Origin of the sequence: Paenibacillus sp. FSL L8-0502 (assembly GCF_038593055.1) — a bacterium.
GTDB lineage: Bacteria > Bacillota > Bacilli > Paenibacillales > Paenibacillaceae > Paenibacillus > Paenibacillus polymyxa_D.
In genome coordinates this window covers 2,870,374-2,885,090 of sequence record NZ_CP151958.1, presented here as the reverse complement: position 1 = coordinate 2,885,090, position 14,717 = coordinate 2,870,374, and the positions used below count along the sequence as shown (strand labels likewise).

General features: G+C 42.9%; 10 protein-coding genes and 1 pseudogene. 7 read left to right on the top strand and 4 right to left on the bottom strand.

Translation table 11 applies throughout. The features are described 5' to 3' along the window. Positions 1–699: 699 nt before the first annotated feature. Positions 700–1,581: a DNA-binding protein gene (locus tag NSQ57_RS12345; RefSeq protein WP_209950304.1), complete on the bottom strand. Its 882-nt coding sequence runs from the start codon at positions 1,579–1,581 to the stop codon at positions 700–702. Between the two features lie 623 nt (positions 1,582–2,204). Further along, complete coding sequence (locus tag NSQ57_RS12340) at positions 2,205–2,699, bottom strand: MerR family transcriptional regulator (RefSeq protein WP_029515307.1); 495 nt, start codon at positions 2,697–2,699, stop codon at positions 2,205–2,207. A 175-nt stretch (positions 2,700–2,874) separates the two neighbouring features. Between NSQ57_RS12340 and NSQ57_RS12335 the strand changes: the two genes are divergently transcribed. Beyond that, complete coding sequence (locus tag NSQ57_RS12335) at positions 2,875–3,726, top strand: aldo/keto reductase (protein WP_318628310.1); 852 nt, start codon at positions 2,875–2,877, stop codon at positions 3,724–3,726. Between the two features lie 1,219 nt (positions 3,727–4,945). Here NSQ57_RS12335 and NSQ57_RS12330 read toward each other — a convergent pair. Both NSQ57_RS12330 and NSQ57_RS12325 read right to left on the bottom strand, forming a co-directional pair. Continuing rightward, positions 4,946–5,595, bottom strand: a pseudogene (locus tag NSQ57_RS12330) (NAD(P)H-dependent oxidoreductase). A gap of 476 nt (positions 5,596–6,071) precedes the next feature. Then, positions 6,072–8,603, bottom strand: a complete 2,532-nt coding sequence (locus tag NSQ57_RS12325; RefSeq protein ID WP_340932217.1) for an NB-ARC domain-containing protein — start codon at positions 8,601–8,603, stop codon at positions 6,072–6,074. A 124-nt stretch (positions 8,604–8,727) separates the two neighbouring features. Between NSQ57_RS12325 and NSQ57_RS12320 the strand changes: the two genes are divergently transcribed. The 6 genes from NSQ57_RS12320 (at position 8,728) to NSQ57_RS12295 (ending at position 14,711) form a co-directional block, all read left to right on the top strand. Next, positions 8,728–9,111 (top strand): tautomerase family protein, encoded by a 384-nt coding sequence (locus NSQ57_RS12320; RefSeq protein ID WP_029515310.1) that lies wholly within the window; start codon positions 8,728–8,730, stop codon positions 9,109–9,111. A gap of 37 nt (positions 9,112–9,148) precedes the next feature. Beyond that, positions 9,149–9,784, top strand: a complete 636-nt coding sequence (locus NSQ57_RS12315; RefSeq protein WP_029515311.1) for an FMN-dependent NADH-azoreductase — start codon at positions 9,149–9,151, stop codon at positions 9,782–9,784. Positions 9,785–9,889: 105 nt separating this feature from the next. Then, a complete protein-coding gene (locus tag NSQ57_RS12310; protein ID WP_069011459.1) occupies positions 9,890–10,579 on the top strand; it encodes a metal-dependent hydrolase in 690 nt (229 codons plus the stop codon). Between the two features lie 183 nt (positions 10,580–10,762). Then, entirely contained in the window at positions 10,763–12,379 is a 1,617-nt protein-coding gene (locus tag NSQ57_RS12305) for a spore germination protein (protein WP_029515313.1), read from the top strand. Between the two features lie 9 nt (positions 12,380–12,388). Continuing rightward, positions 12,389–13,591, top strand: coding sequence for a Ger(x)C family spore germination protein (locus NSQ57_RS12300; RefSeq protein ID WP_165150641.1), 1,203 nt, complete (start codon positions 12,389–12,391; stop codon positions 13,589–13,591). Between the two features lie 28 nt (positions 13,592–13,619). Continuing rightward, a complete protein-coding gene (locus NSQ57_RS12295; RefSeq protein ID WP_165150639.1) occupies positions 13,620–14,711 on the top strand; it encodes a GerAB/ArcD/ProY family transporter in 1,092 nt (363 codons plus the stop codon). The last annotated feature ends 6 nt before the right edge of the window (positions 14,712–14,717 follow it).

Sequence of the window (14,717 nt, the reverse complement as noted above, 5' to 3'; positions counted from 1 at the left end):
CGAAATTTGTGTATGTACGTCGTACCGACTACATCCATCATTGTATTAATGATTCATTAAACCGGTAAAAAAGCTTTCCATAGCCACCTTTTCGGGTGATTATAAAAAGCTAATCTGCTTTGGAGCGTCTATAACGATCGCTTAAAATTTCCCAGGAAACTGTTTGACAATGCCTTTTGTCAGGTCCGCTAGAACTAAATACTGAACGACACTTAACTTTTCATTATTTAGTATGCATGGGGTTAATTGATATTGAACCTATGACTGGAATAGGAATGGAGGGAATATTATCAGTAACGATTACTAGTCAGTGTTATCACGTTGAGCGCCCTCCATCGTTTTTATTGCAATGTAAAGCGCCCAATGTAACTGATATATTTGAATTGACGGCCGAGACATTAAGTCTTTGTGCTGCTGAAATGGCTTTATGAGGGCACGAAGCACCCTCTGCCTCGCCACGTCTCTCCTCAATGATAGTGTTCTGTGAATTGAGGGGAAATCCTTCAGAAAAATCAGTAGATTTCTAGAAGATTGTTATGATTCTTTGGAACTATTCTGCCAAATTAAAACCCCTTCTTTGTAGAAGGGGTTTCAAATATACGAACCTAGCTATTCATGCCATGATTGTTAAGTTGTTGGAAGCTATTCATGCCGTGATTGTTAGGTTGGATCGTTGCTGCACCAGTAGGGATGATTACGTTACCTAACAGAAACAATACTACTGCCATCATACCTAATGCCTTTTTCATCTTTTAACACCCTTTCTAGGATAGTTTTGTTCAATACATTATATTCATTCAGCTGTTCTTTAGTTGCATGAACACTAAATGAAACAAATAATGCATTGATTTTTTTATATCCAGTATCATCCTTAAGTTTATCAGACATTCGCAATCCCTTGAGGGATATATTTAATGCATTGTAAATATTACCATTAGTAAAGTGGTAAAGAGACATAAGATATAAATGATCTATATAATAACGAATATTGGCTTCCGTTTCGTACTCTCCATCCAGAGCGTCCAAATTAGGTTCAAATTCTTTTAATGCCCAATCAACGTTACAGTTATGTTTTAAAGCTGACTCCAGTATCGTAATAATCCCCGGCAACAACTCTTCTTCCTCGGCATTGTGTATAAATTGCACATATTCAGGAAGCGTCTCCATATTACCTTCCAGCAAATTCAAAACATATGTATTGGCATTTGCAATCATCCTGAAATGTGTTACATCCTCCTTCCCCTCATCGTCCAATCCAGATATCCATCCCAATTCAGAGTACTTTTCAATACAATCCCTTGCTGCTGAGTAATCGCCCATCTTTTGCAATGCGATACCTTTCGCCACCATAGAATATCCAAAATAAAAAGCAACACTTCGTTTAAGTCTTTTAGTATCAATCCTCGGCTGCCCTTTTGCTTGTCTAAGTTGGTCTTCCTCATAGAATGCGTTGATTGAGTGGTGGAGTTTATCCGCAATATGTACCATAGCATCCCAACCATCTAGTGAAAACTCTGCTTGCAGCATTTCATACAAAAGGTTTATGTCACTTATTGATTCTAAAACTGCCGAGTTAAACATATAGCTGCCTCCTGATTACATTTTTAACCAATAGTATATTATAATTGGGCAATGGTCAATTACGTAGTTAAGTGAGCTATTCACAAGTTGAATCTTCTCTGAATTTTCTCATATGATGTGAGACACTGAATCGGCTTAGCCCAAGTATTTTTGCATACTGTGCCTGTTTAAGTCTTGGACGCAGTTCCATTAAATCTTTCAGTCTGCCCCTTGTTATTTCAGACTTACGTTTCTTTACATTCTAATCTCTGTAGTAGTCAATTCTACCGCTGGCGTGGGGTGCTGCCCTCCTTTTAATCATGTGTACATACGATGCATAGAAAGCTTTCCCGAAAGTGCGTTAGCTGATCGACTGATCCCGCAAAAAGGTAAATACATACATTGGGAAGATCAGTCCGAGAACTAAGTTACCCAGACGGTTCGACTCATGTTTGAAACAACGCTACCATTTTATGATCTTTTACGATGCGTTCAGTGCTGTTATTTAGTGTAAAAACAGAGGATTTGAACAAAGGCAATGGGTCCATTTGGCCTGCTGCCTTCTCGTTATGATTAAGTTATCGTCTCTCGTTAGTCCAATCTAGACTGTTCTGAATCTTGTTCATCCTAAGCCAACCAGGAATTTAAAACAGAGGATTTTCTTCGAGTGGTTGTGTCTCACGTAGATCTCTAGCCTTCCGAACAGAGGGCGAGTAAAAAACGTCACTATGCATATGCTGAATTTTATCCCAGTTGCCAGGATTGGTCGTGTCTGGAGAGCGGTGCTCCAGAATGGCCTGATATAGAGCCGTTTTTTGTTCCAAATGGGCAACGTGCTGTTTGGCTTCTTCGAGCTTAATGAGCGCCGCTTCCTTATGCTCCATCATGAGTGTGTAGCGTTGCGGAATGGTCGAATCCCCTTCGAGACAGAAATCGACGTACATTTTAATGACTTCAATCGGCATCCCGGATTGCTTGAGACATTTGACGCCATGCAACCAGTTGATCGATTCTTCGTCGAACATCCGAATGTTGTTTTGATTGCGCTGTACGCTTGGTACCAGGCCTTTATCCGTGTAAAAGCGTACAGCGTGCTCGGTGAGTCCCGTTATCTGGGCAGCTTCTTTGACTGTATGCATGTGGAATCCTCCTTGGAAAAATAAAAATTTTTGAAGATGGCTTGACTTCGTGTAACACGAAGGCGTTAGGCTTATTGTAATGCAAGTCGACCGTAAGCGGAAGCCCACTGAGGTGCCCGATTTCCGAGTTTTGCGGCCGTTTGCGTTTTACATTTGGACAATGGGAGGAAATACAATGCAAACCGTAACATTAAACAATGGTGTGAAAATGCCGATCATCGGCTTTGGTGTCTACCAAGTTCCAGATGCTGAAGAATGCGAGAACGCTGTATATGAAGCGCTGATGGCTGGTTACCGCCTGATCGACACCGCCTCCGGTTATTTGAATGAGGAAGCGGTCGGTCGTGCGATTAACCGCAGCGGCGTACCGCGTGAGCAGCTGTTCATCACGACCAAGCTCTGGGTTCAGGATGCCGGCTACGAGAGTACCAAGCACGCATTTGCCAAATCCTTGAAGAAGCTTCAACTCGACTATCTCGATCTGTACCTTATTCACCAGCCATTTGGCGATTACTACGGTGCATGGCGTGCGATGGAAGACCTGTACCGCGAAGGCAAGATTAGGGCGATCGGTGTCAGCAACTTCCTACCCGACCGCCTGATGGACCTCATCGTTCATAACGAAATCGTACCCGCCGTCAACCAGATCGAAACGCACCCGTTCTACCAGCAAACAGAGAGCGCAGCTTTTATGAAAGAGCACGGAGTTCAACACCAGTCGTGGGCCCCATTCGCTGAGGGACTTAACAACATGTTCAAAAACGAAGTGTTGCTCTCGATCGCAGAAAAATACAACAAGTCCGTCGCTCAGGTCGTATTGCGCTGGCTTGTTCAGCGTGAAGTCGTTGTAATTCCAAAATCGGTGAGAAAAGAGCGGATCGTCGAAAACTTTGACATTTTCGATTTTGAGTTGAGCGCGGATGATACCGAACAAATCTCGGCCCTCGATACGCGGGAAAGTCTTTTCTTATCGTATCGCGACCCGGAAGTCGCCAAGATGATGGGCAACTGGAGAATCGATCTGTAAACCTTGATCGAACCATAAACTTATCACTCGTTTATCCTCATCTATAAAGAAAGGGCAGGGCGGTTTGAAGTGAACCCTGTCCTTTCTTTACTTGAATTGACCCTTGGATTTGCTTTTCAGCTTTATAAGATGCCACCTTTCGCTTAATCATAATCCCCCCTATTAGAGCAATAATTCTATAGAAGATTTAGACTGATTTATTCAACGAGTGTCTCTGTTAGCGCAATTCTCAACTTGTGTTCGTGACTAGATATTTTCGGTTTTGTCAGTTGGAAGCTGGGACACACAAATATCTACGCGAAGTGCCGAGGATTCCAAGGGAATTTTCCAAGCTTGGTGCACGCTGTTTGAGTTTGGCTAAAATGTCATAGTACTGTCTAATTCCCGCATCCAGATTTCTGCGTGTCTCTGTGCAAATTGTTGGAAGGAGACAGGCGCCTTCACAGTCACCCTCATTACAGTATCAGTACTTAGATCTTCCGCCCCTTCCTCGCGAATTTTACGGTCGAGTCCGGTCATAATCCTTGCTTATCCCTGCTGCTAACCAGCTGCGGGTCAATTCATCATCTGATATTGATTAGTCAAATTGAGAAAGGAAATGCGATGCCCTCTTTTGAGATCATTAGCAAGCTTGCGGAGCGATTAAATTGCTCTATTACTTTTAAGAGGCCCCGGAAACCGTTTCTCTTCCTCCCTCCATTCCTGCTCAATTGGTAAGGGCGGAACAATATCTTGAAAGCAATTTGTTAAATGAGTTTCTAAACATAATAAAGAGTATAGAAATCACAGAGGAAGAAGCTGATTTAAAAGCCCAACTCAATAACAAAAGCAAGCGCACAAAAAAATGAGTGAATTGTATATCCTTATAGCTGAAGCTTATTATCACCAAAAAGATTTTGAGACCGCTTCGTATTACTACAGGCAAGACCTCCCTGCTCAATAACAAAAAACCTCAGGGCTTCTTCCAGATGGATAAGGTCCCTGGGGTTTAACCGTTATATTTCCACTTATGGCTCATAGCGGCTCCATAATGATGACCGCATTGTGGCCGCCAAAACAAAGGAATTGCCTTAAGTATCAAGGATTGTAATAATGCAACTTATTTGGGTAACGTACATCAGGTGTAACAACAATACATTCCCCCATCATGGTCAAAAAAGAGAAAGAAAAACCAGAAAAAAATCCTGGAATTTTTCCGCTTTTTCTTTAGGCTGTCACATCAAAACGCTTTGGCTGCCAATATGGCTTGCCGGATTGCTGATTCCTTTATGCTCTGCGCTTGGTCCGGCTGCTCACTGATACCTTCAACAAAGATAGCCTGCACATCGTCAATGCCCAGTAAATTCATGATAGCTTTTACATAACTATGGCTGTGCTCTACATCTTTGAACTTCCCATGGGAGAGACCGTGCCGGAAGCCTGAATGTGCATCACTTTTTTGTCCTGCTGCGTCCCAATCAAACCGGACAAACCCCGCAGCCCATTATCGGCTCGCTTAATAGTTTTTCCCGGAACTATAACCGCGTCAATGTACGCTTTCAGAACCGACGGGAAAGAATAATTCCATACCGGATTGACAATGACGATTTTATCCGCAGTCATGAATTGGTCCGCAATCTCGCGCATTCGCACCGCTTTGACCTTCGATCCCTCGCTCAGTTCATCGAAAGAAAGACCACTTGGTGGCTGCCCCCAGCGTCTTAGAAGATCGGCGTCGATTTGCGGAAGATCCATGCGATACAGGTCCAAATGAATGACCTCATCTCCTGGATTGGCCTCCTGATAGGTTTCGATAAACTGTTTGCCGACTGATAAGCTGTATGTACCGTCTTTTAAAGGATGCGCGGTTACGTACAATACAGTTGCCATGATAAATCCACTCCTATGTTATGATTAAAATAATTGAGGATACAATGCTATTAATAGCAATTCTAGCTATGCTGTTCGTGGATATGAAAGAGCTTCCCCTACTCCATGACTTCCACTGTCTGGTAAACATTCAGCAGTGGAACTTTTTCGAGTCCTATTGAAAATCCGCTGAATATTATCATTACTAACTCCCTTTTTAATGTAATCATTATAGTTACAGAAAAAAATGAGTGTCAAGAGGGATCTTGAAATGCAGACACCAATTTTTTGACTTTTATTGGTCGTTCATAAACTGCATACCCCACAGGAAGACCGCTTTTCTCAAAGATGTAAAACAAAAAGAAACCGTCTTGGTAAATGGAAGTGCGACCCACCATTTACGAAAGGAACGGTTTCTTTGTACTATCACCTTGTTCGTGTTGTCAATGAGGCTGTCCATCGTTTGGACGATCAGATTTTCAGGGAGGCTATCACACCTAAGTTTCTAAAGAATATGCGAGAATCTGGTCTTTCGTTAGACTCTTTCCTTTGTTCCAAATATCGCGTATTTCCTGTTCAATTAAAACATGTTGAAGATCAAGAAGCACTGCATTATGCTCCACGGGAAAATTCGGAACGGCAGCAGCTCCGAAGCTTTCGCGACATTTCTCAGCAGCACTCAGAAGGATGACCGCTTCTGGATAAGCCTTCTTTGCCCATAAAGCTATAGCCAACCCTTCTATTCCGCGAGAGAGAATCCATGTCCCTTTGTAAATTTGGCTGATCGCAATGCTTTTTTTGAAGCATTCAATGGATTGATCGGTCTGCCCAAGTTTCAAGGCAGCATAACCGAGGCTTTCGTACGGACCGGATACTTCCCATTTATCCTGAACCGATTCGAAGAAGTACACGCTCTCTTTTAGAAGCATGGATGCTTCATGATACTCCTTTTGTTCCAGCTTTAGCTTTCCGTAAGCATGCAACGAAGCCGCCAAATTCCACATGTCCTTCGTTTTCCTGGCAATATCAACGCTCTCCTTAACGAGAGGCTCGACATCTTTCAAAAGTAGCTGGTTGATATAAATAAATGCCATGAGACGAAGAGAAGAGGCTAATTGTGCAGAATGGTTCAGATCACGGGCGAGCTCAGCGCTGCGTGCAGCTGAAACCATGGCTTCTTCAACGTTTCCTTGAACCAATTGAATGACGCCCCGCCCATGCAATGCTTTGGCAAAATCTCCACCAGGCAGTTCTTTATGAACGGTACTTTCCAGAAAACGATTAAGCCAAAAAATCCCCTCCTTTAATCTGCCTTCATGAAGCCAGAACCAGTAAAGGTTTGAAACCATATGAAATCCAATTGAGTTGGTATGTGCATCATTCTGATAACACCATTGCATGGCTGAGCGCAGGTTTGCATATTCTCGTCTCACTTCATCAAGGCAGGCATCACGCTCGCGAGTCCTGAACTTGGCCTCGGCACGATTCAAAATTTGGCTGTAATATTGAGCATGACGTTCAAGAAGAACATGTCTGTTACGGCCGTCAGTTTCTTCCCGCATCTTCTCGCCAGCATATTCCTTAATGGCTTCCAGCATGAAATAACGGATATAGCGGTAGTCATCACTGGTTTCGATTGAGACGAGTGACTTGTTGACCAGTCCGGATAACAGATCAAGCATATCTTCCCGAGCAAGTTTATCATCACGGGTGGGCAATGCGGGTTCGCAGCTACAGATCCGCTCCACTGCCTCCAACGTAAACCCTCCCGAAAATACACTGAGCCTTCTCAGAAGCAGTTGCTCCTTGCCGGTTAGTAGATCGTAGCTCCAATCGATTGTAGATTTCAGCGTTTTTTGCCGAGGCACAGCATTTCGTTTTCCAGCAGTCAATAATGTCAGCAGACTCGCCAGACGTTCTTCCATCTGTTCTAATGTCAACATACTCATTCTGGAAGCCGCAAGCTCAATGGCTAACGGAATCCCTTCTAATTTTTTGCATATGGCACCTACAAGCTGCAAGTTTGCCAGCGTGGGTTGAAGCTTAGGAGCAACCAAAAGCGCACGTTCCATAAACAGTTGCACGGCTTCAAATTCCTTGATTTCTTCTTCGGAAAGCACCTCCAGCGAATACTCCTCACCTGGAAAGGATAACGGGGGAATCCGATAGACGTATTCCCCCGAAATGTTCAAGGCTTCTCGGCTCGTGACCATGATGCTTAGTGTTGGCGCAGCCATCAGGAGTGATTCAGCTAAAGCCGCGCATGCATCAATGATGTGTTCGCAGTTGTCGAAAATAAACATCATTCTTTTCTCGGAGATTACATCTAATATGGTTTGGAGATCAGTTCGATTCCCTTGATTTTGCAGTCCCATAGTGGATAACAGATACTGGCCCAAAAAATGATGATCCTTTACGGCGCCGAATTCGAACATCCAAATACCGTCCGGATACGTTTCAGCAAGCGTTGAAGCGACTCGAACAGCAAGTGATGTTTTCCCTATCCCTCCGGGTCCTACGATTGACACAAGGGAATGGAACTTCAGCTGTTCTTTCAGGTCAGCCATGGATTGGTTTCTTCCTATAAAGAGAGAAGGAGGCTTCGGTAACTGACTTTGCCTTGCAAGTGAAACGGCTTGCGTGGCAACCCGACCTTCCTGCGCGGAACCTTCGAACGAAGCAACGGTTTCAAACCAAGTGACATCAAAATCCGGAAACTCCCGTTTTGTTGCAGAGCGCACTTCCGAAAAGCGTTTTACTGCAAGCCAAAGCTCCTCAGCCTCTTTCCGCTGGGCTCCCTCCAGGAAGAGTCCTTCCTCCAAAAAGACTTGAATCAAACGTTTGAGGCTGCCAACGCTGGGAAGACGATCTCCGTTCTCCCACTGTTGAACGGTTCGTGGATCGACGCCAACTTGCCTTGCCAAGTCAACTTGCCGTGTTCGTTTGGAAAGGTTATGTCTAGCGGGCCTGGAACGAATTTTTTTAATCCAATCATGGGGCCAATCTTTCAAAGATTTTTCGTCTTCCATCTTATCACCTGGCTTCAATAGTTTGAGCATCTCTGACACGAACTAACACGAACTCATGTACATTCGTGTTCTGGATTTTAACAGATAGAATAAAGCATATCAACAAAAAGAGGAGGTAATCTACATGCCTTTAACGCGTATCGTCACGTTGGAAGGACGTTCGAGCGAAGCTAAAGCCCGTATTAAAGAGGCCGTCTCGCAAACGATCGTGGACAAGCTGCAAGTGCCTGAAAATGATCGTTTTTTGATTATCGAGGAACACAACCGAGAGAACTTCAACTTTGATCCAAACTGTCTGGACATTGAAAGAAGCGATGGATTTCTCATCGTTCAAATCATTTTGAATGTCGGCAGATCGTCTGAAGTAAAAAAAGAGTTCTATGCGGCATTAGCTGAACAACTGCATGAGCAGTGCAACATTAGAACCGAGGATGTTTTTATCAATTTAATTGAAGTCACGAAAGACAACTGGTCTTATGGCAACGGCATCGCCCCTTTTATTGTTTAAATCGTAATTTTATATAAGAAGGAGAGAAAATATAATTATGTCGACTATTCTTTATATCACTGCGCATCCTGGTAATCCTGAAGCATCTTACAGCCTTTCCGTTGGCGAGCAATTTGTACAAGCCTATCAAGAAAGTCACCCAGAAGATAAGATTGTGCACGTAGATCTGTATCAACGAGACATTCCGCATATCGATGCAGATGTATTGGAGGCATGGGGCAAGCTTCAAACGGGAGCATCGTTTGATCAATTGACTGCCGCGCATCAAGAAAAAATAACCCAACTGAATCATTTGCTCGAAGAGTTTGTCACTGCGGACAAGTACGTGTTCGTTACACCCATGTGGAACTTTTCTTACCCTCCGGTATTGAAGGCATACATTGATTCCTTTTGCGTCAGAGCCAAAACATTCAAATACACGGAGAATGGCCCCGTTGGACTGCTGCATAACAAAAAAGCATTCCACATTCAAGCTAGCGGCGGCATCTATTCGGAAGGTCCTGTGGCGGAACGCGAGAATGGAAGCCGTCATTTGAAGACGGTTTTGAATTTTGTCGGCGTAACAGACTTTGATAGCCTATTTGTGGAAGGTCTGTCCACGGCGGGAGACCGCGCTCCCCAAATCAAAGCCGAAGCAATTGAAAAAGCGCGCAATGCTGCGAAGAATTTCTAAGAGTATGTTTCGATAGCGATTGGAGATTAGTCAATATCGTGGCAATGGTTTGTTACATCACATTAATAAACCCGGCACCGCCGATTTGACCAAGGGGGAAGAAAAATGAAAGTATCTTATCATGGACATTCCGTTGTAAAAATCGAAACCCATGGCACAATTATTCTTATTGATCCTTTTATTACAGGCAACTCCAACACCGATCTGGAAGCAGCCGACGTGCAGGCTGATGTAATCCTTCTGACCCATGGCCACGGGGATCATGTTGGAGATACTGTGGAAATTGCAAAACGAAATGACGCGCTGGTAATCGCATCGGCAGAGCTAGCGGATGTTCTCAGTTGGCAAGGTGTACGAACCCACGCCATGAGCATTGGGGGAGCTTATCAATTCGAATTTGGAAAAGTGAAATTAACCCAGGCTTTTCATAGCTCAAGCCTCGTTAATCTGGAGACTAAAACAATCATCTATACGGGAATGCCTACAGGGATTCTGTTCACAGCAGAGGGCAGAACGATTTACCACGCAGGAGACACAGGTTTGTTCTACGATATGAAGGTGATTGGAGAACTCAGCAATATCGATTTGGCATTTCTGCCGATCGGAGACAACCATACTATGGGTCCAGAAGATGCTGCGCTGGCAACTGAATGGCTTCAAGCGAAACAAGTTGTGCCGATCCATTTCAATACGTTCCCTCATATCAAACAAGACCCTCACTACTTCGCCTCGCTTCTAAAGGAAGGGGTAGGGAAAGTGTTGGAACCGGGAGAAGGGCTCGAGTTGATTCCCTGACCTGCTAGTTGAATTTAGTTATTTCCAAAAAATCAAAAGCGGGCGCTCTCCTCTGTTGGACGGCGCTCGCTTTTGATTTTTTAGATTTTAATGGTTAACTTTGGAATCAACTGCTCTTAAGAAGTATATTTTAGGTCTTAGAGGATAAAATATGCTTTATCAATAAAGCAAGGGGGTTAACTTGTGTTGTTAGGTTGGTTTAGAAACGTTCTGAGACCTGAAAGAAGGCGTAGACAAGATAGTGAAAAGTCCAATCAGCAAACAACTGACCCCATTAATCCGTCATTGCCCCAAACTCTGTCTTTACTCAAATCGAAACTCGGACAAGGTCCTGATTTTATCATTCGTAATTTTTCCGAAAATCCTGCCCATGCCGGTCATCTCGCAGTATGTTATATCGAGGGATTAATTGATCAAAACTTACTTTCCGATTTAATGGAAGGTTTAATTACAGAAAAACTCTCTGAATCTTCCTCTAAGCTTGGTGAAAATAGCACGGTCTCTCTATTAAAGAAGACAATTCCAGCAGGAAATATTCAAATGATACATTCGCAAAATGAGGTATATCAAGCCATTCTCTCCGGGAATGCTGTCATTGTCATCAACGGAAACAACTATGCTTTGGCAGTTTCCATCGCAGGCGGAGTAAGACGGGCTATTCAGGAACCCAGTACTCAGACCGTAGTACGGGGTCCTAAAGAAGGATTTACAGAGGATGTCTCAACTAACATTACACTGATCAGAAGAAAATTGCGGACACCTGACCTTAAATTTGAAAGTCACGTTATTGGACGATATACACAAACTAAAGTCATATTAGCTTACATTGAAAATGTCGCTAATCCAGAAGTAATACGGGAAATTACAAAACGGCTTCAATCCATTGATACAGACAGCATACTTGAAAGTGGCTATATCGAAGAATTCATACAGGATGAACCACTTAGTCTCTTTCCCACCATGCTAAACTCAGAGCGTCCGGATACTGTCGCAGGTAGCCTTTTAGACGGACAAGTAGCTGTTCTGGTTGATGGGACGCCATTCGCTCTGATTGCACCTGTAACTTTCTTCAATTTCTTTCAAACGGCCGAAGACTACTACCAGAGATATGACATTTCAACTTTTTTAAGGGCTCTTCGTGTGGTATCTTTTCTAGTCTCATTGTTGCTTCCCTCTCTATTTATAGCCTTGACGACTTTCCAACAGGAAATGATCCCCACCACGCTGTTAATTACGCTGATGGCTCAACGGGAAGGAACTCCTTTTCCTGCATTAATTGAAGCATTAATGATGGAATTGATGTTTGAAGTGATTCGTGAAGCAGGTGTGCGAATGCCACGGGTCATCGGACCAGCCGTTTCCATTGTAGGAGCTCTGGTTATCGGGCAGGCAGCGGTGCAAGCCGGACTGGTCTCAGGTGCAATGGTTATCGTTGTTGCCTTCACTGCTATATCGAACTTTGTCATCCCGTATTTTGGTATGGCTTCAGCAGTCAGGTTGTTGCGTTTTGCACTTATGCTACTGGCGGGGGCTCTGGGCTTATTCGGTATTCTGATAGGAATTATCCCCCTTCTTGTTCATCTTGTATCTCTCAAATCATTCGGAGTTGATTATTTTGTGCCCTACAGCCCCACCTTTAAATCTAATATGAAGGACCTTATCATCAGAGCTCCGTGGTGGGCTATGAAAACCAGACCTAGCGAAAAATCAGGCCATAACCAGACAAGACAGGCAGCTCACCAATACCCTGCTAGTTCGGATGAAATCAAAAATAATGACAAGTCTGATACCCAAAAATAGGAGAGATCAATGGTGCGGCAATTAAGAGTTAGTTATGTTCTGTTTATTGCAGGGTTATTACTTACAGGGTGCGTAGATCGTACAGAATTGAACGAATTAGCCATCACAACAGCAACTGGAATTGATGGCCATAAGGGCGACTGGATCAATACCTATCAAATCATAATTCCATCAGCTATGACGACTGGATCAGGTGGTTCTTCCACCGGGGCATCGCAAAGCGCTGTACATACCTTTTCTACACATGGAAAAACATTGAGAGAAACCGTTACGAAGAGTAGCCTGGAATACCCGCGTAAACTATATTTTGCCCAAAATAATATACTCGTTATTGGAAAAAAAGCAGCAGAACAAGGCATTGAAGAGATTATTGATATTTACCTCCGCAACCTTGATTCACGAGAAACTGTAAAAGTATTCATTGCCAACGGAGAGGCTCGTGATTTTTTAAAAAAGCTTGTACCACCAGAGAAAATTCCTGGTCAAGCTTTAGAAAAGATTATAGAAAGAGATAGCAAATTAGGATCAATCTACCCCGCAATATCCATGTATGAATTTATTTCGAAAATTAGCTCCGATAGTGGCGCAGCCGGAGTTCCAGAAATATCTCTTGAGGGTTCAGAGCCGGAGAAACTAGACTCTGTTGATGTTTTCAAGGAAACCTCCGCCAAAAATAAACTCAAGTTATCGGGTTTAAGCATTTTTCAGAAAGACAAGAGAGTCGGCTTTCTAAATGAAAAGGAAAGTATGGGGGTTTCATGGTTAAACAACCAGATTAAAAACACTACTGTAAACTATGTAGATGGGAATGTTACGTCCGCTTTCCTCATCCGGAAAGCCAAGATTAAGGTTACGCCAATCAAGAATTTAAATCATTATTACCTAAACGTTGACGTTAAAGCTACCGGTGATCTTCTGTCAGCCTCTTCCCAAAGAGAAATGAAAAATATGCAAAGTACACATCAATTGCAGATGCAAGCAGCAGAAACGATCAAATTGCAAATTCAGGAAGGCTGGAAAGCCTTACAGCAAAAGAATATCGACCTTATCGGTATTGGAAATAAAATCCATCACAAGTATCCAAAAGACTGGAAAAAAATAAAAGAGACGTGGCCTGGAGAGTTAGCAAACATGGATATAAAAATAGATGTAAAAATGAAGCTTGCACGTCCAGGATTATTCGAAAAATCTTTTAACGAACTGTTGAAATAAGATAAACAGGGAGAGGTGAATTGAAGCCATGCGTCAAAATACAATCCGACTATCCGAGTTGATCATTTGTATGTCTTTATTTGAAGTTGGAAGTACAACTTTGTTTTTAATGGGGGCTGAAGCAAATCAAGATGCTTGGTTAGTCATGTTGATAGGAGCTTTAGCAGGACTACTTCTGCTAAAGCTCCATCTTGTTATTCACCATCAAGATCCTGAATTAGATTTGTTCATGTTGTTTCGCCGTTACACTGGGAAATATGTGGGCACACTCATCAATTTACTTTTTGTGCTGTATTTTACATATGAAGCTTCTCGGAACATACGCGATTTAGGCGAGGTGACAGTAATGACATTGCTCCGCCAAACCCCTTTGTGGATCATCATCTTGATCACAATCGTGGTTGTATCCAACACGGTTCGTTACGGCTACAAAGCATTTTTCTTATTTTGCTTGTTCCTTTTCCCTTTTTTTGTACTTGGATACGCCATAATTAGTATATTAATTCCGGCAACTGGTCTCTTTCACTTGGAAAATTCCCTTCCAGTTTTAGAGGAAGGATGGAAACCCATATTTAAAGCCGCTATTCCTGAGCTTATCTCCTTTCCATTCGGACAAACTGTGTTATTTCTTGTATTTTATCCGCTCGTACATAAAGGCCGGAATCTCACAAAACCCGTTTTCTTTGCCTATATAGTGACCGCACTTGCTCTAACATTTATTAATCAATTGGATATTTTTGTTCTCGGACCTAAGATCGCCGCTAATAGCACACTTCCACTTTTGGAAACCGTTCAGTTGATTGAATTAGCAGATCTGTTCGAACGAATGGATGCCCTTTTCACCTTGCTTCTTTTTCTTGGCTTGATCATCAAAATGTCTTTATTTTTTAACGGTGCAGTGATAGGACTTGAAAAAATAACTGGAGTCGGATTTAAAAAATGGATTCTTCCCCTTGCTGCACTTATTTATGGGCTTTCTTTTTTGTCGCCTAACTATACTCATCACATGGTAATCGGTCGGAAATTTGTTCTTAATTCCTGGTTTCCTATTTTTCAAATTCTCCTCCCTTTGTTACTATTTGTGGTTATTGTCATCAAAAAAAGAAATCTAAAAAGCTGAGACCTT